Genomic DNA, 16,551 nt, shown 5'->3' with positions numbered 1-16,551 from the left:
ACAGCGGTGGCCGTCCCTCGAACCTGTGGCCCTAGGCCTACAGGTTCACATGCGCACGAACTTGCTCGGCCTCACGATCTGCGGCTGGAGTACTAATCACCTCGTACACCATTGACCCAGCCAAGCCCAGCGGACCAGTGCCTATTTCTGCTTCACTTGTGGCCTGACTGCGGACGAGGTGATATCAGGTGAACATATCGCTTATATCGAGGTTTCCCCAACAAGCTTCCGTCCCGTGGCACGTTCAACGAACTGAACGATGATCTCAAGGCGCTCATCAAGGAAGGACTTGTAGTCATCCCTCATGATGCCGCTCTCCGAATCCACCTTTATTGCATGGGAGGAGATAACTGAAGATAGCTTTTCATCCCCATAGGCTTCGGCCATGTCCTTTAGATAGACACTTGGAGCCTTATCTTTGATGATCCTATTCGTGTCAGCATCGATGAGAGTCCGATTTAAAAGCAGCTCAGAGCTTTCGCTCGAATTCTGCTTCTTCAGATAGCCCTTCGGGAAGATATGATGCGAGTCGATCTGCACTTCCTTCACTCTGTAGGGGGTCATAGCTTGACCCGTATGAAAATCTTCCGCCCGACTCTTGACCAGCAGACACATCAAGCCGGCATACAGCGCTTTCCTTCGCACCGATGCTGCTCGAAATGTAGCGACATCGATGGGCATATCCTCGCTTACAGCCTCAGGCTCCTTCCCCTCGCCGGTGATAGCCCAACTTTTCAGCAATGAATAATCAGCGCCGACCTGACTGTTAGCACCTTGATCGTAGTTTGTAGTGAACACACTGCACCAGAAAAACTGCTGCAGCCTTTCGTATGCAGAAATCCTCTTGATGGGTTCGAGTTCCTGGATCTCTGGCCATGTAGCCGCCATGGGGATAAGTAGCATCCCATAAGGAAGCCATTTAGGTGCGATCAGGCCACAATCGGATTGCAGCATGTCTACAACACCGGCAATCCCTTTAATTACTGGATTCCAGTGCTCACGAATGTCATTCGCGGTCAGATTTTTAAGTACATCAGAACGTTGAGCCGAGTTGTGAGCCCTGAGGCAGACTGCCTGCAGAACACTGTACGGATCTATTTTGAAATCAGCCAGAGCTCGATAGTTCTCCAGGGCTTCTACCCAATAATCCCGGAGATTAACTCCTTGTGGATAATATCGGGCAGTCAGGAGCTCGAAGGGGCCGAGTTGCTTACCTGTCCGGTTCAGAGTCTCAAAGATCGTACATACCGCCTCGATTGGCGTGGTCTCCGGGAGAGTGAGAACCGGCAGACCATATGAACGCAGCGGAACAATATACTTGTCTCGCATGCGGCGATAAAGAGACTTTAGATGTTTCGGGTTGACCCCCTCATCATCGGATCTCAAGTTTTCAACGTAATCATCGAGCCAGTCGTCGAAGACATTTACTTGGTCTACAGGGAAATGCGAACTGCGGAGAGTCTCTGCATTTTTCTTCTCCTGTGCCATCCCCGACTTCACTGGGACCGATATGATAGCGCGCTCGAATTTTACTTCATGAAAGTCGAGTACGCAATAATTGATTATATCAACGAACTCGTCAACCTTCAGATAAAAACGCTCGTCCCCTGTACCCATAAGAGCCTGGAACAGTGCGGTCAAGCGCTGCTGTCCATCTAGCACCAGTTCTGCCGGTTTTTGGGCTCCCAGCTCTGGCGCTCCCGTGAAACTCCTGCTGGCGAAGAGCTCTTCGCTACCCTGCTTCCAGAAAAGGAGAGTCCCAACAGGGAACTTCGAAATGATCGAACGAATCAGCTCTTCCGTCTTGGAGGCATCCCAGACGAAATCTCTCTGGAAATCAGGGAGGGCTATCTCTCCTGCCTGAATACGAGTTACAAGATTGGAGAGCTGCCTGGGAACGGTGTCGAAAATAGGATCTGACTCGTAAGCGCTGGTCATTTGCTTCTCCTGATTCCTCTATGTGATGACATGATCGAAATTAATTACGGTTAAGGCTCAGAGCTCCTCCAATTCTGCAATCTTTTGCTCCATTCCTGGCCAAGCAAGGTGAATACCGGCCCGATGACACAATTCAATCCAGCGGCTATCAGTTGGTGTGCGCTCGATCCAAAGGAGCCCGAGCACTGTCTCAGCTCGACTCCGTAGCTGGTCTACATAATCGAGAACCTGACCAAGCCCCAACCGTAGTTGATTGATCTCGTTGGTCGGCGTCAGTGACTTAATCTCGCATACCGTGAGGCAGCCCGGACCGGGGCGCCAGGCAAGGTCAAAGTCTGGGTCGGACGGTCCCGGTGACAGCGGCTCTATACCGCGATCACGCAGCCCAGCAGCAAGTTGGTTCTGCAGCCGCCGGTGTGCGCGCAAATTACGACCGTTGAGTTCGAGGTTGGGCGTAGACGCGGCCGGCGCCGGGACGACTTCCTCATCTGCTTCGCGATACCCCACCCCTACGGGAACGTCTGATCGTAGGACGGGAGCCCCAATGCGGACCATATGGAAGCGGATGACCTGACGCTCGGGACCTCCACCCGTCTCAGGAGCACGCCCGTATGACCACGGCGTAATCGGATCGAGCGCGAACTCCCCTACGTAGCGGACCGTGCCCCGTGATCCCTCGAACAGTTGCAGAGCACGCCCGTCCTGCATGTGGTCACGGATGGCCTTGTTTCCACGAGTGAAAGTTTGATCGCCGATCTGTCCCTCACCCGTGTAGTGGAAAGTGCCGTCCTCAGCCCACTCGTCGTAGTACCCGTGCTCACGACCAGAGTTGGGATCCGTGAAGATCAGAATGTTGGGAGTTGTTCGGGAAGGGGAAATTCCGCCCTGTCCGCTACCGCCATAGCGTTGATGCAGTTCAACACGGCGAATCTCCTGTCCAGGATCCAAGTGACACCCGTTGGGGTCCTGGGCATGATGGTGCTGCCCCGGCTGAGTCGTCAAATTCATGAGGTGCTGCCATTGGTCTTCAGATAGTCGATGAGGGTTAGTCGCAAACGGCTGAGTCAACGGTGTAGCACCGGCCAACAGACTGTCGGCCTTGACTACGTCGCGCGGCACAACAGGGTCCATCCAATGGGTGACGGCGATCGGAACGACCCATCGCTCCTCAGTGGGAGGATCAGCCCAGTACTCAGCATTGGCAGACTCGGCTGTTTGGTGCGGAAGACCTGCGATCTCTCCGATGGCAACGATCCCTCCAGAAGAACCTGTCAGCCACAGCGCAAAGGGCTCTCCCCGAGAAATCTCTTTGCGGTATCTGCCGATCACCCAAGCATGGGGCTTCTTGCCGTCCCTCATCATCCCGACAAGGTCGAACTTCGCTGGGTTACAGACCAACACCCATGCAGGCATCTGGGCCCGCCTTCTCTAGCACGTCTCCGGTCTCATGTTTACCGACTCTCACCGTCAAAATGAGCCTGGGGACGTTCGCCTACGGTGAAGTGCTTCATCTGCTGTCGGGATGCGGTGATGGAGGGTGTCCACACAGCCGGCAGCAGTTCGGTCGCCCGCTGGTAAGCACGCTTGAGGGTGGCATATCGCGCGGCTGCGGTGTCGCCGGTCTGGGTCATGAGGACCTCGCGCAGGGGGTGACGTGATTCGATGAGGTCGTTGTTGCGCTGCTCCAGCCATGGCATCCAGTCCTCATGCGGTGCCCGATCCCGCTTGGCATCGTTGCAGGGCTTGCACGACAGCACCAGGTTCCAGACGGCATCGACGTCGGGGCCGTCCCAGGAGCGGGTGAGCAGCCTCCAGGGCAGGACGTGCTCGACGATAGGCCCGGAGCCCGTGTTCTCCTGCGTCATGAGCCGGTCGCAGTAGGCGCAGCGGCCGTCCTGGTAGCCGTTGAGGGCGGCGACGACGCCGGTGACGCTTCTGCGGCGCTGCTTGGTCTGCAGGACCAGGTTTTGGGTGTCGCGGTCGTAGACCAGTGCAGGGGCCAAGACGGCGCCGGAGACGCCGGTTGCCCACGCGGTTTCTACCAGCCGCCAGCGGGCGGCGGTCTCGGCGTCGAGGGCGGGGGCGTGCACCGACCGGGCCAGCTCAAGGAGCTCGTCACGCAGAATGAGGCCCGGAGTCGTGGAGTGTTTGCGCCGGTCCTCGTAGTAGCGCACTGGCGCCGGAGCCCCGCCGAGCTGGGGGAAGGCGTCGATGACGTTGGCGAAGCCGAGCCGGATGGTCCGCGCGTGCAGCGCGTCGCGGTGGAGGTCGCCGGCGTTGAAGGCGCGGCAGGCGTCCAGGAACCGGCCGCGGTCGGAGGTGTTCTGCCGGGGCTGGCGCTCCAGGGCCTGGCAGAGCAGCTCGGCGTAGCGCGGCGCGAGCTCCTCCAGGGTGACGTGGGTGCGGCCGGTGGTGGCGGTCTCCAGCAGAGCCGCGCCGAAGGCGAACTTGTAGGTGGCCGAGTTGGCGCCGTACAGCACGATGGCACGCCATACGCTTTCGGCGGTGACCACACCGCGTCGGTAATCCACGTGGGCAGTATCGGCTAGGAGGGTGACATTTTGAGCCAGGGGCAGAGGATCGCCTACGGCAAGCTGGTCCGTGACCGGATCCCGGAGATCATCGAAGCCGCCGGCAAGACGGCCATGGTCCGCGTCCTCGACGAGGCGGAGCTGGTCCCCGCACTGACCGCCAAGCTCGCCGAGGAAGCCGAGGAGCTGCGCCAGGCCGGTCCCGATGACCGTCTGGGGGAGCTGGCCGACATCCACGAGGTGCTGATGGCCCTCACCGAGGTCCTTGGGTTCTCCGGCGAACAGGTGCGGGAGGCGGCGCGCCGCAAGCGGACCGAACGGGGCGGCTTCAGCCACCGCCTGTGGCTTGACGAGGTTTCCGAGTGAGCAGGGTTGAGGCTGTGACGATCGCTGGCTATGGCTCGCGCCGTACGGGGCGGGGTGATCGGCTGCCGCGGCCCTCCTTCGTCGGGCCTTGCCACCGGATGACGTAGTGGCCAGCCTCCGCGGGTGCGGGACACATGTGGGATGATCTTGCAAGATGTGCGGGATGCGCGGGGCGTTTGCGCAGCTCATGCCACACGAGCTAGCCGTACGGCCACCGCTCTCCTAAAGCGGGTGTCGCATGTTCGAATCATGCCGGGGGCACCTAGTTGACCTTGTGGTTTGCTGTGTGACCTGGGAGTCCTGCCCAGGTACGGCTTCCGCCGTGCGCAGTCGTAGGCTACTTGTTGAAGCCCCGAATCGCTGTTCGCGGAATATGCACGGGATGATCTTGTGGCCATCCGGCCAGGTCACAGCACCCGGTCCGGCCAGCCCTCCCTATCCCAACTTCCCAGGAACATGCTGTGATCTTGCGAGCTAACAGCGGAAACGTGAGCGCGGCGGCGGGGTCAGCCGGGCGTGGTGGAGCGAGAGCATCGGCTCAACGATGACCGGGATCAGCCGGCGTCATAATCGGCCACCGGCCACGGCACGGTGTAGTAGCGCTGCTCCTTCGCACGTTGTATGAGGCGGGCGAGTCGCTGACCTCCAAGCACTTTCAGCGTGAAGAGCTCCGGGCTCCCTTGGCGCACGTTCTCGACTACATAGACATAGAAATCGGGATTGCGCCGAGCTTCCTCAACTTGACGGACCTCCAGCCATAGATCTGTGCCTCGGGCTGAACGCCCGTACGCTTTCACTTCGATAGTCCGTGGCGGGCTGTCGATGTCCGCAGCAGCGCCCGTACCACGGGTGTCGCGTGCGAGACGGCCCTCCTCACGCTCTCTGGCAATGACGTATTCGATGGCGGCCTGTTCGACCGCCCGGTTACTCACGATTTCAGCCATCGTGCTCTCCGCATCGAGCTGTTGCAGGTTGCTGCTGATGTGGTGGTGGTGCAGCAGAACTCATCTCACCATCTGCTTCCGGAATATCGCCGTGATCAATGTCCGGGTTACAGGGATCACCAAGGTTGAAAAGCAAGAAGCTCCGAACTCGCCGAGACTTCTTCATGGTGATTTGGTCGTTGGCCCAAGCCCGCTGCCCTTCGATGCACTTGGCGTAGACACGGAGGAGCATGTCAACGCCGTGGCCGGCGCGCTGGGCCACCCGAGAAGGCATGGATCAACGAACCCCGACCGTCCACGATCGAGACCACGGAGGATCAGCAGGCAAGCAACGCAGCAGGACGTGTGTCATTCGGTTTGACATCTACCGGCTACATGCTGCCGTCACCGGGTCGGGGTCCGGGGGCGGTTCCACCAGAGGGAGAGGGACAGGGCCGCGGCGATGAGGACGGCGCCACCGGCGGCGAAGGCGGCGGCTGTGTCGACCCGTTGACGGATGACGGTGAAGCTGCCGGGAAGGGTGTCGAGGGCGCTTTGGAGCTGGTCGGCGTTCTCCGCGCGGTGGTAGGAGCCGCCGGTGGTCTGGGCTATCCGCTTGAGTGCGGGCTCGTCGATGGTGCGGGGGTTGCGGCCGCTGTCGAATCCGCCGCGGCCGCCGAAGCCGCCGCCCCGGCCGCCGAAGCCGCGGCCGTCGAACTGTGAGTTGTCGCAGACCATCGGGGCCGGGTTCGTGGTGCCGAAGCCGATGGTGAAGACGCGGACGCGGCGCAGGGCCGCCTCCTGGGCGGCGAGCTGCGGGTCGACGCCCTGGGTGTTGGCGCCGTCGGTGAGCACGACGATCGCGGCAGCGGCGTGGCCTTCCCCGGCGCCGGGGTCCGCCCCGGTGGGGGCGACCGACGGGTCGACCCCCGCGATCGCGTCGATCGAGGTGAGCATGGCCTGCCCGATCGCGGTGCCGCGGGACACGGTGAGGCCGTCCAGCGCCTCGATCAGCGAGTCGGTGTCATCGGTTGGAGGGACGAGCAGACCCGCGGTGCCCGCGAAGGTGACCAGGCCGATGCGCGGCCCGCCCCGCTGTGACTCGATGAAGTCCGCGGCGGCCTTCTTCGCGGCGATGATGCGGTTGGGGTCGACGTCCGTGGAACACATGGAGCCGGAGGTGTCGAACGCGAGCAGGATCGTCGCCGACGTCTGCGGCACCGGGACCGACGCCTGCGGGCGCGCGGCCCCGACCACGAGCAGCGCGAGCCCGGCTATGAACAGTGCCGCGGGGATCTTCCGCGTCCAGCGCGTACGGCCGGGCAGGGCGCTCCGTACGAGCGCGATCGAGGTGACGCGCACGGCGGCCCGCCGGCGGCGGCGCCGCGCCCACTCGCGGATGGCGAAGATCAGCGGAATGATCAGGACTGCCAGCAGCGCCCACGGCCATGAGAACGACATTCAGATCACCCGTCCAGACCGGAGCACGGTGAGCGCCGCTCCCGCGGTGAGCAGCGCGAGGGCGAGCCCGATCAGCCCGCCGGCGAGGGGCAGCGGCTCGTCGGAGACGGTGAGCCGCAGATCGATCGTGTCGGCGATCCCGTCGAGCCGCGCGGTGTCGGAGGCGGGGTGGTAGGCACCGCCGGTGGTCTGCGCGATCACGGCGAGGGTGTCCTCCTCAAGCGAGGTCTGCAGGTGGTAGCCGTCGACCCGCACCGTCGCCCCGGCCGTGGTGCCGACCCCGACGGTGTGGATGTGGACGCCCGCCCGCTGGGCCACGGTGGCGGCGCGTTCGACGTCCGCGCCCTGGTTCTGGCCGTCGGAGAACATCACGATCGTCGCCGACGGCCAGTAGCCGATGTCGGGAGCGGCGCCGTCGCGGCCGACGGCCACCTGCTTGCCGATGATCGCCGACAGCGAGGCCGTGATGGCCGTCCCCAGCGAGGTGCCGCCGGTGATCTTCAGCCGGTCGATGGCCGCGAGCGCGACGGAGTGGTCGGCGTTGGGCCGTGCGGTGGTGAGCGCGCCCCGTTCGAACGCGACGACTCCGATGTCGACGCTGCCGGGCTGGGCCGCCACGAACGCGCGGGCCGCCCGCTGCGCGGCCGCCAGCCGGGTGGGCGCGACGTCGTCCGCCCCCATGCTGTTGGAGACGTCGATGGCGAGGATGACGGTGCCCGCGGTCCGCGGCACCGGCACCATGGCCGTCGGTCCGGCGGTGGCGATCGCGAGTACCCCGACGCCCGCGATCGTCAGGCCGATGCCGAGGTACGCCCGGCGGCCGCCCGGCACAGCGACGCCGGCCGCGGCTAGCGCTGCCGTCCGGCGGCGCGCCGAGACGACGGTCGCCCAGACGAGCGCCGCCGTGACGAACAGTCCGATGACCAGCAGGAGCGGGGAGGACAGGGTCATGAGGCCTCCTTCGCCGGCCTCAGGTGTCTATCGGTCATGGCGACCGGTCCCCGGTTCTGGCGACGACCTCGACGAGCGCCTCGGCCAGATCGCGGTCGGTGTCGATGCGGTGGACGGGCACCCCGGCCCGGCGCATGCCCGCCGCGAGCCGGGCGTCGCGGGCGTCGACGGCGGCGCGGAAGCGGACCCGCAACAGCGGGTCGGCGGAGTCGACCACGAGTTGCTCGCCGGTCTCGGCGTCCTCGACCACGATCAGTCCGGCTTCGGGCAGCACGTCGTCGGCGGTGTCCACGATCCGCAGGGCGACCACCTCATGCCGCCGGGCCAGGCGCTGGAGCGAGCGCTCCCAGTCGCCGTCGCCGATGAAGTCCGACAGCACGACGATGAGTGCGCGGCGGCGCGCGAGTCGTCCGGCCGCATCGAGCATCTCCGCCAGGTCGGTGGTGGTGCCGGCGCGCGTCCCGGAGGTGCGTTCCAGCTCGGCGCCGATCCGCAGCGCGTGCCGCCGGGAGGTGCCGGGCGGCACGACGCGCGGCGTCCCGGTGTCGAACAGCAGGGCGCCGACGCGGTTGCCGCCCCGGCCGAACAGCCGAGCGAGGACGAGCGCGAGCTCGGCGAGTACGTCGTGCTTGCCGCGCCCCGGCCGGCCGGCCGCCATCGACGCCGACCGGTCAAGGACAAGCCACACCGTCAGCTCGCGGTCCTCGGTGAACACTCGCAGGTGCGGCTCGTCCAGCCGTGCGGTCACGTTCCAGTCGATGTGCCGGGCGTCGTCGCCGTCGCTGTAGGCGCGCAAGCCGGTGAAGTCGATCCCGGAGCCGCGGTGCGCGGTGCGGTGGGCGCCCTGGAGCCGGCCGTCGAGCCTGCGGACGACCTTCCACTCCAGGCGGAGCAGGAGCCTCTCGTGGGCGGTGGCCATGGCTCAGCGGTTCTGCAGGACGACGTCGGGCGCCCGGACGGCCCCGAGCACCCTGGTGATGATCATGTCGGCGTCGACGTCGTCCGCGAGGGCCTCGTAGGACAGCACGAGGCGGTGGCGCAGCACGTCGAGCGCGAGCTCGGACAGGTCGTGCGGCAGGGCGTAGTCGCGGCCGCGCAGGAACGCCAGCGCCCGGGCGCCCGTGACGAGGGCGATGGACGCCCGCGGGCTCGCCCCGTAGGTGACATACCGTTCCAGCTCGCCGAGCCCGGCCGTCGCGGGAGAACGCGTCACGGAGACCAGCCGTACCGCGTAGTCGACGATCGCCGGATCGACGTACACCTGCCGAGCGCGGGCCCGCATCGCGATCAGGTCCTCGGCCGTCACCATCGGCTGCGGCGGCTCGGGCGGACGCAGCGCCCGGTCGACGATCGCCTGCTCTTCTGCCCGCGTCGGATAGTCGACGACCACCTTCATCATGAAACGGTCGACCTGCGCTTCCGGCAGCGGGTAGGTGCCCTCCGACTCGATCGGGTTCTCCGTCGCCATGACCAGGAACGGCTCGGGCACCCGGAACGTCTCACGGCCGATCGTCACCTGATGCTCCTGCATCACCTCCAGCAGGGCGCTCTGCACCTTGGCGGGGGCACGGTTGATCTCGTCGGCCAGCAGCAGGTTCGCGAACACCGGGCCGAGCTCGGTTCGGAACTCCCCGGAGTGCTGGTGGTAGACCCGCGTGCCCACGAGGTCGGCGGGCACCAGGTCGGGGGTGAACTGGACGCGCTGGAAACTTCCGGCGATCGCGGCGGCCATCGACCGCACCGCGAGTGTCTTGGCCAGGCCCGGCACGCCCTCGACGAGCAGGTGGCCGCCGGCGATCAGCGCGACGGCCATGCGCTCCAGCAGGACGTCCTGCCCGACGATCACGCGTTTGACCTCGAACAGCACATGTTCGAGCGGATGGGCCGACTCGGGGGACTTGGTCGAGGTCATGGTCTTCCTTCTCGTGAGGCTTCGATCAGATCTCGGGCCCGCCCGGCGGGCCGCCGCCTTCGCCGCCGCCCAGGGCCACGCCGATCGGCACCGCGAACGCGATACCGGCGAACGCCTCGTCTCCTCCCGGGTCGGCGATCGAGACGACGATCCCGATGACCAGGCCGCGAGCGTCCAGGAGGGGACCGCCGGAGCTGCCCGGGTTGACGGAGGCGTCGAACTGAATGAGCCCGCTCAGGTCGCCGTCTTTGGCGGACCGGTTCAGGCCCGACACAACGCCGGTGGAGACGCTGTAGGTCAGGCCCAGCGGATTGCCGATCGCCACGACGGGCGCGCCCACGGCCACGGCGCCGCCGAGCGTCGCCGGGACGACGATCTCCGGCAGCTTCGCGGGCTTGAGGGTCGCGACGTCGCGCTTGGGATTCGACGACACCACAACGGCCTTCGCCTTGGTGCCGTCGGCGAACGTCAGGTTGACGTCCTTCGCGCCTTTGACGACGTGGTGCGCGGTCAGAATCGTCCCGTCCTCGGCCGCGATCACCCCGGTTCCGAGCGACTTCCCGGCCTGGATGACCACCACCGACGGCCCGACCCTCTTGAAGACGTCGGCCACCGTGAGCGTCACGCTGGGCGTCGGCGTCGCACTCGGCACGGGCGCGGCCCCTTCGCCGTTCCCACCGATACCTCCCAGCCAGTACGCCAGCACCGCCACGACGACAAGTGCGCAGCCCCCGACGACAAACCGCCGAACCCTCCCGGCCGCGGCTCCCTGAGCATCGGCCGCATCGGCCTCCTGCGGCACGCGCTCCATTGCCCCATGCTCGTAAATCTCAGTTGAAAGTTCTACAAGCTCCGCCTGAGAACTCCCTGAGAAACCGGTCCTCGCAGCCCTACGCGCGCAGCACGGAGACGAGGGTGGCGGCGCAAACCGCTCTGGCTAAGCCGGGGTGGAGCCTGCGGTGTACCTTGGGGCGGCATCGTCGTCGACGCCTGCGCGTCATCAGGGGTCGACGGCATCCGTAAGCCCGGCATCGGGCTGTTCGAGGTCGCGGCCCAGCGCTGCGGCATGACCCTTGCGCCCGAGGGGACGGTCGGCGACCATCCGATTGCCGACAACCGGCGGCCGGTCTCCGTACGGTCTGGATCGACCGAGCGACGCGGTGGCGTACAAGGAGCGGCTGGCGGAGCTACCTTGTCCACATGCGACGGGTCGTCGGTTTATTCGCCATCGGAGCACTTGTTTTTGGAACAGCCGGATGCACCGTTCCCAGCAACGGGATCACCGGCATCACCATTGACGCCATGGGAAACCTCGTTGTCGTTCTCACCTGGTGTGGCCGCCAGCCCGACGCAGTGATTGTCTATCACGATCGTTCCTCTGAGGGGGCCGCCGCCCCTTCAGAGTACGAACCTTCCTCTGGCGGCTCATCCATAAAGGATGCCGTCTACGTCGCTCCTCGTATTGAGGGTGGGATCGCGTCCTTCCGCCTTGACGCACCCGACAGCGGATGGGAAGCCGTGCTCAAGCCTTCGGCGTTCGATTCGACCATCACCTACAGCGCATACGGTGCGACCAATGACAACAGCTATTCAACACGTCATGTCCGGTTTCGAATAGGTGATGCGGAAGAGCTCAAGCGCAGGCCGGGCACCGTGCTCGACAATCGGTACGATCTTCAGACGGGGGAGGAGTCCAACGTGTTCGTGCCGCGGGCGGAGTTCGATCGGCAAGGCCAGGAGGAATCCTGCCTGGAGTAGAAATCCCCCAGTCCGTCGGCCGCGACACCGGAGAACGTTGATATCCGGGCGGTCCGGTGAAGAGAACCCGGCCGGGTCAGGGAGCATTCGAGGAAATGGCCCTGAAACGGGAGCCCTGTGCCGGCCGGGGTGAAGTGTCAGGGGACACCGGGCCGGAAGCCAAGGATTCTCAAGACGGAGCGCGTTCCGGACTGGCGGCGGCCACCGCCGCATCGGCCGTCGTCAGCGTGACGCCCGCCGAATCGGCCGACCCTGTTCACATGGTTGCCCGGAGTCACAAAGATGTATCCATTCATTGACCGTATACAGGCCAAGTGAAAGGATCTGCCGACTCGATCGGAAATACGCCCCGGAGTGGCCTGTGAACGGAACATTCATCAGCGAGTCTGGATTTACCCCTAATGGTAGTAAAACGCCCAAAATTCTCCCCGTCGGGATGGTCTTCACCTTCGCCGACATGCCTTTTAAGCTCGAAAATGGAAACGTCCGGATCACGATCGGCAGCGAGACCGGCTGGGTGGACGCCGCGGCGGTGGTCTCCGACGCCGACGCGGCCCAGGTCGAGGCACTCGTCACCGTCGGATCCACGCCGTCGATCCAGGACGTCACGAGCGTGCCGGAGTTCGCCGCCCACTGCGAGGCGGTGCAGTCCGCCATCACGAACCTGACCGACGCCGTTCCCGGCCGGGCGATGCTGAAGGGACAACTGGAGAAACACCTCGACCGGTTGTCGGGTCTCCTGCTGACGGTCAGCGCCGTACGGAAGGTGGCCGAGCAGGCCGCTCTGCACTTCGCCACCGAGGACAGCGCAGGACGGTGGCCGACCATGTTGCGGCTGTGGGCCGGCCGCACGAAAAAGGAGCGCGAGGCGGCGTTCAAATGCATTCCCCCCGAGCTCGCCGAGGCGCTCACCGATCTGATCGAGGTGTACGCGGACGGGGCGGCGGACTTCGACAGCGCGGAGGCGGAACACAGTGAGCTGTCCATCACCCTTCGGGTGGCGCTCGACACGGCGACGCTGCGCCCGGGGACCTTCCTGACAGACGAGATGCAGGCGAAGGCGGCGTACGCGAAGCTGCACCTGCACGGACCGAACCTCTTCTCCACTCAGAACGGTTTCATGGTCGAGCTGCCCGAGCCCCGTGTCGCCAAAGGGCTCACCGTCCACTCCAACGACGTGGTCCTCGACAAGCCGGCGGAAGTCCCCGACGAGAAGCTGCCGAAGGTGGTAAGCCTGACCCAGGAGAAGGAGAAGCTGTACCTCGGGGGCGGGCCGAGTGGCGATGACGTGTGCCAGGGAAGCCTTGGCGACTGCTATTTCCTGTCCCTGCTCGCGTCCATCGCCGACCACGACCCCGATCAGCTGAAGCGGATGATCAGGAAGAGCGAGTCGGCCTTCCTGGTCACGTTCACTCGGACGATCTCCTTCATGGATCGATCGTTCCGGCTGCCGCAGCTCGTCGAGGTCGAGCCGCTCTTCGCGCAGAGCACGACCTTGGGTGCGAAAAACATCCTGCTGGGGGCCCGAGCCAGGGCCATATGCGGGAACTCCGTGGTGCGGCGCCGCAGGACCCTGGGGGGCGACGTGTACCTGGAAGAGGCGTTCCCGGTGACGACGGCCATCTGGGTGCCGATCATGGAGAGGGCGTTCGCCGCCTTCGTCGCCGCCTACGGCCTCTACTTCACCGACGCTCCCACCGAGGACGCCCCGGAGGAGGACGGCTATCGCCTGATCCGCGAAGGCATGCAGTTCTCCGAGGTACTTTTCGCCTGCCTGTACGGTCACCGGCTCCGCTACAGCCACGGCGTGAAGGTGGAACCGTTGGGCAAGGCGGTCGTCGAGCGCCCGGAGCGGCTCGACCTGGTGACCGGCGAGCTGTTCAACATGCTGCTCATGGTGGCCGATCAGGCGGCGGGGAAATCGCCGTGCATCGCGGTGCCGACCGCCTCGGTGAGCTGGCGAAAGGTCGGTGCGGAGCTGATCGCGCTGGGAGAGCGGTACGAGGGCCCGTTGGCACAGTACTTCGCCGAGATCGGGAAGAAGCTGCGGCCCGTGCTCGACGAGGAACGTGACACCGTCGCGACCCTGACAAACGATGCCGCCTTCCAGAACGCGTGCGCGCAGGTCACGAAGACTCTGCGGCCGCTCCGGCCGAAGGACCTCTGGGCGGACAGGGTCGTCAGGCTGCTCGCGTCACTGGCGGAGCCGATGGCCGAGCATGGCCCATGCCCCTACATCTTCGCCCGCCACGAGTATGCGATCAGCGGGGTCCGCCTGGTGCTCGCGGGAGACTCGCCGGCCCCCGACTACGTGACCAACCCCGCGCTGGGCACCGCGCTGACGAACGCGGCGTCACTCGTCAAGGCGGTCGCCGCTCTCGACCTCCAGAAGTCGACCGTCACCCTGCGCAACCCGCACCACCGAGGCTCCCCCGACCTGGACGGGAACCTCCCCTTCGAACAGAACACCGGGCTGTTCACCCTGTCTCTCCAGGAGTTCCTGAACTTCTTCCACGACGTCCAGTACGCCGTCGTCAGCCGCCACGCCTGACCACACCCGCATGGCCCGCAAAGGTCCAGGCCGTCGCGGCTGAGGGGCCACGGCGATTCCGGGCGCCGAGCCGGTCGACTCGGGTGGCTCATGGGCCACCCGGCGGCATACGGCGCCCCCTGCCGGCACTGCTCGACACCGGCGAGGGGTACATGGGTCTTTTCCCGAAACGGGCGACTTACCCGCACACCCCGGGCAGGTCACACACCTTCTTCGTCATCCTCTTCGCCTGGTTGACGATTTTCTTGCCCGCTCTCGGGCCGTTCCCGATGTCGGTGTAGAAGAACAGCGCGGCGCCCCGGCGGGCGACGATCCCCAGCTCGGCGGGCTCACGCTCACGCTTCCCCTGCTTGTACAAGTGACCTGTGACAGACAGGGCCTCGTCTCCGACTCGCAACGGCTTGCCGACGTAGCCGAACCCGGAGCCGGTGTCGCCCTTCGCCGTTGCCCGCCTCGGGCACCTGGCCAGGTCCGCCCGAAGCTTACGGAACGCGGCCTGGGCGGACCTGGTGCTCCTGTACAGCACGAGCTGTTCGCTGCTCCCGGAGGGAGCGCTGGTCGAGTATGTGATGGTGCGCATCGCGACCCGGCCGTCGCGGGGTTTCCCCTTCGTGCCACAGGGATTGAGTTCGAGCTGCCGGGACAGACTGTTGCTGATCTTCCACCACTCCTCGCCCTCCACGATCGGTCCCGCGGTCACTGCGGGCTCGGTCAGCAGGAACCCCTTGGGGATCTCGGCGGTGCCCGCGCGGGCCACGCCGGTTCCGCCCAGCAGCGATCCGATCACCAGTACTGTTGCCGTCGCTTGGTTGATCACAACTGTTGAGACGTGAGGCTTTCTCGACGGGTTCCCCGCTTCCTCACGACGAGTTGGGCGTAGGAGGAGCCTCCCGCGACTCGCCCCTGGCGAGGGTTTGAGCTGGCTGCCGGGGTTGGGGTCTCCCGGGACCCATCGGGGATGGCCCCGGCGCGATCTTGCACCTCGGCCGGGCGCACCGTTACCGCCCTTCGCCAACGGCTCGAAGCTCGTGGGCGGACAGGAAGAGGAGGGCGAGCGGCCTCACACCAGCGGATGCACCTCGGGGTGTGCCTCCCACCAGCGTCCGAAGAGAGGATTGTCGTGCACATGGTCGATGAACGCCGCGGCGAGGCCGCGATAGAGCGCCCCGGCGGTCGCATCGCCCAGGCGGTCCCTGTGCCACGCGACGAGCAGCCGTGCCACCTGCGGCTCTCCCATGAGCGGTCGTACGGCGGTGCCCGGCGCCGCGGTCCAGCAGGGATCGACCAGCCGCACGCCGTGCCCGTCCGCCACCAAGGGGCGGCCGGCGCCGCTCGGTGCCTCGAAGCGTAACCGGGGTTCGAAACCGGCCGCCCGGCACGAGGCCCGCAGCGCGGCAAGGGAGCCGTCGTCGGCTCCCGGAGGGCTGATCCACGCCTCGTCCTTGAGGTCGGCCAGCCGGATCTCCTCGTTTCCCGCGAGCGGGTGCCCCGCCGACACGGCGACGAATATCGGATACCTGTATACCAGCGCCCGGCTGGTGACCGGTGGCGCCAGCGTGACTTCGAAGCCCTCGATGACGCCGAGCAGCGCCGCGTCGAGCCGCCCGTGCGTGAGCGCCTCCGCCAGCAGCGCCGTGGAGGGCTCGATCCGCAGTGAAATCTCGCGCCCGGGCAGGACGTCGCCGACCCGGTTGACGATGCTGCCTACGCAACCGACGTGGACCGAGCCCAGCCGCAGGGATCGGGCCTCCGACGGCCCATGCAGGTCGCCGAACAGCGCGTCGACCTCGGACAGGACGATCCGGGCACGGGCGATGACCTGGCTGCCAAGCGGTGTCGGCTCCACCCCGGAGCGGCTGCGGACGAAGAGGTCGCCCCCGACGAAGGTCTCTATCCGGCGCAGCAGGTTCGTCATGGCCGGCTGGGAAAGCCCCACCTGGGCCGCCGCTCTGGTCAGGCTGCCCGACTCCGCTATCGCACAGATCATACGGAGGTGACGGATATCGAGATCCATAACCAAGAATTATGCGGCAATTAATGACCAGCACCTGAATTTTCGGACAAAATTCATTTCTCCCCCTTACGCATGACTGCTTCTTCCTCCTTCCCGCCCCCGTCTCCACCAGCCCGGGGATGCCCCGGCGCTTCGTTCCGGCGCGC

The 16,551-nt window shown here is 65.5% G+C and carries 14 protein-coding genes; 3 read left to right on the top strand and 11 right to left on the bottom strand.

Annotated elements, in window-relative coordinates:
• Positions 1-201: 201 nt before the first annotated feature.
• Genes ABZU75_RS15860 through ABZU75_RS15850 form a run of 3 tightly spaced genes read right to left on the bottom strand, consistent with a single transcriptional unit; the run spans position 202 to position 4,469 of the window.
• Complete coding sequence (locus tag ABZU75_RS15860; protein ID WP_355554484.1) at positions 202-1,938, bottom strand: DUF262 domain-containing protein; 1,737 nt, start codon at positions 1,936-1,938, stop codon at positions 202-204.
• 57 nt (positions 1,939-1,995) lie between these two features.
• Complete coding sequence (locus ABZU75_RS15855; protein WP_355554482.1) at positions 1,996-3,351, bottom strand: hypothetical protein; 1,356 nt, start codon at positions 3,349-3,351, stop codon at positions 1,996-1,998.
• Between the two features lie 38 nt (positions 3,352-3,389).
• Positions 3,390-4,469: a hypothetical protein gene (locus tag ABZU75_RS15850; RefSeq protein WP_355554480.1), complete on the bottom strand. Its 1,080-nt coding sequence runs from the start codon at positions 4,467-4,469 to the stop codon at positions 3,390-3,392.
• Positions 4,470-4,499: 30 nt separating this feature from the next.
• Between ABZU75_RS15850 and ABZU75_RS15845 the strand changes: the two genes are divergently transcribed.
• Positions 4,500-4,835: a nucleoside triphosphate pyrophosphohydrolase gene (locus ABZU75_RS15845; RefSeq protein ID WP_355554478.1), complete on the top strand. Its 336-nt coding sequence runs from the start codon at positions 4,500-4,502 to the stop codon at positions 4,833-4,835.
• Positions 4,836-5,389: 554 nt separating this feature from the next.
• Here the strand turns inward: ABZU75_RS15845 and ABZU75_RS15840 are convergent.
• The 6 genes from ABZU75_RS15840 to ABZU75_RS15815 form a co-directional block, all read right to left on the bottom strand.
• Complete coding sequence (locus tag ABZU75_RS15840) at positions 5,390-5,779, bottom strand: DUF3883 domain-containing protein (protein ID WP_355554477.1); 390 nt, start codon at positions 5,777-5,779, stop codon at positions 5,390-5,392.
• Positions 5,780-6,163: 384 nt separating this feature from the next.
• On the bottom strand, positions 6,164-7,219 hold the full coding sequence (locus tag ABZU75_RS15835; RefSeq protein ID WP_355554475.1) for a VWA domain-containing protein: 1,056 nt from the start codon (positions 7,217-7,219) through the stop codon (positions 6,164-6,166).
• Positions 7,220-8,170: a VWA domain-containing protein gene (locus tag ABZU75_RS15830; RefSeq protein WP_355554473.1), complete on the bottom strand. Its 951-nt coding sequence runs from the start codon at positions 8,168-8,170 to the stop codon at positions 7,220-7,222. It abuts the gene before it with no gap.
• A 34-nt stretch (positions 8,171-8,204) separates the two neighbouring features.
• Complete coding sequence (locus tag ABZU75_RS15825) at positions 8,205-9,089, bottom strand: DUF58 domain-containing protein (RefSeq protein WP_355554471.1); 885 nt, start codon at positions 9,087-9,089, stop codon at positions 8,205-8,207.
• Positions 9,090-9,092: 3 nt separating this feature from the next.
• Positions 9,093-10,082: a MoxR family ATPase gene (locus ABZU75_RS15820; RefSeq protein ID WP_355554469.1), complete on the bottom strand. Its 990-nt coding sequence runs from the start codon at positions 10,080-10,082 to the stop codon at positions 9,093-9,095.
• Between the two features lie 25 nt (positions 10,083-10,107).
• The gene (locus tag ABZU75_RS15815) at positions 10,108-10,893 is read right to left on the bottom strand and encodes a trypsin-like peptidase domain-containing protein (protein ID WP_355554467.1); all 786 of its coding nucleotides are present in this window, start codon (positions 10,891-10,893) and stop codon (positions 10,108-10,110) included.
• A 389-nt stretch (positions 10,894-11,282) separates the two neighbouring features.
• Here ABZU75_RS15815 and ABZU75_RS15810 point away from each other — a divergent pair, with 389 nt between their 5' ends.
• Both ABZU75_RS15810 and ABZU75_RS15805 read left to right on the top strand, forming a co-directional pair.
• Complete coding sequence (locus ABZU75_RS15810) at positions 11,283-11,840, top strand: hypothetical protein (RefSeq protein ID WP_355554465.1); 558 nt, start codon at positions 11,283-11,285, stop codon at positions 11,838-11,840.
• A gap of 457 nt (positions 11,841-12,297) precedes the next feature.
• Positions 12,298-14,391 carry a C2 family cysteine protease gene (locus tag ABZU75_RS15805; RefSeq protein ID WP_355554463.1) on the top strand — a complete coding sequence of 698 codons (2,094 nt, stop codon included), beginning with the start codon at positions 12,298-12,300 and terminating at the stop codon, positions 14,389-14,391.
• 178 nt (positions 14,392-14,569) lie between these two features.
• Here the strand turns inward: ABZU75_RS15805 and ABZU75_RS15800 are convergent, their stop codons facing one another.
• Positions 14,570-15,178 (bottom strand): hypothetical protein, encoded by a 609-nt coding sequence (locus tag ABZU75_RS15800; protein ID WP_355554461.1) that lies wholly within the window; start codon positions 15,176-15,178, stop codon positions 14,570-14,572.
• Between the two features lie 273 nt (positions 15,179-15,451).
• The gene (locus ABZU75_RS15795; protein ID WP_355554459.1) at positions 15,452-16,405 is read right to left on the bottom strand and encodes a LysR family transcriptional regulator; all 954 of its coding nucleotides are present in this window, start codon (positions 16,403-16,405) and stop codon (positions 15,452-15,454) included.
• Between the last annotated feature and the right edge of the window lie 146 nt (positions 16,406-16,551).

Origin of the sequence: Streptosporangium sp. NPDC005286 (genome assembly GCF_040607515.1) — a bacterium.
Lineage (GTDB): Bacteria > Actinomycetota > Actinomycetes > Streptosporangiales > Streptosporangiaceae > Streptosporangium.
This window is presented reverse-complemented; position numbering and strand designations above follow the sequence as displayed.

Coding starts and splice junctions, on each gene's coding strand:
- ABZU75_RS15815 (WP_355554467.1), bottom strand. CDS start 10,893: ATGGAGCGCGTGCCGCAGGAGGCCGATGCGGCCGATGCTCAGGGAGCC.
- ABZU75_RS15805 (WP_355554463.1), top strand. CDS start 12,298: ATGCCTTTTAAGCTCGAAAATGGAAACGTCCGGATCACGATCGGCAGC.
- ABZU75_RS15860 (WP_355554484.1), bottom strand. CDS start 1,938: ATGACCAGCGCTTACGAGTCAGATCCTATTTTCGACACCGTTCCCAGG.
- ABZU75_RS15825 (WP_355554471.1), bottom strand. CDS start 9,089: ATGGCCACCGCCCACGAGAGGCTCCTGCTCCGCCTGGAGTGGAAGGTC.
- ABZU75_RS15795 (WP_355554459.1), bottom strand. CDS start 16,405: ATGGATCTCGATATCCGTCACCTCCGTATGATCTGTGCGATAGCGGAG.
- ABZU75_RS15810 (WP_355554465.1), top strand. CDS start 11,283: ATGCGACGGGTCGTCGGTTTATTCGCCATCGGAGCACTTGTTTTTGGA.
- ABZU75_RS15855 (WP_355554482.1), bottom strand. CDS start 3,351: ATGCCTGCATGGGTGTTGGTCTGTAACCCAGCGAAGTTCGACCTTGTC.
- ABZU75_RS15820 (WP_355554469.1), bottom strand. CDS start 10,082: ATGACCTCGACCAAGTCCCCCGAGTCGGCCCATCCGCTCGAACATGTG.
- ABZU75_RS15830 (WP_355554473.1), bottom strand. CDS start 8,170: ATGACCCTGTCCTCCCCGCTCCTGCTGGTCATCGGACTGTTCGTCACG.
- ABZU75_RS15835 (WP_355554475.1), bottom strand. CDS start 7,219: ATGTCGTTCTCATGGCCGTGGGCGCTGCTGGCAGTCCTGATCATTCCG.
- ABZU75_RS15840 (WP_355554477.1), bottom strand. CDS start 5,779: ATGGCTGAAATCGTGAGTAACCGGGCGGTCGAACAGGCCGCCATCGAA.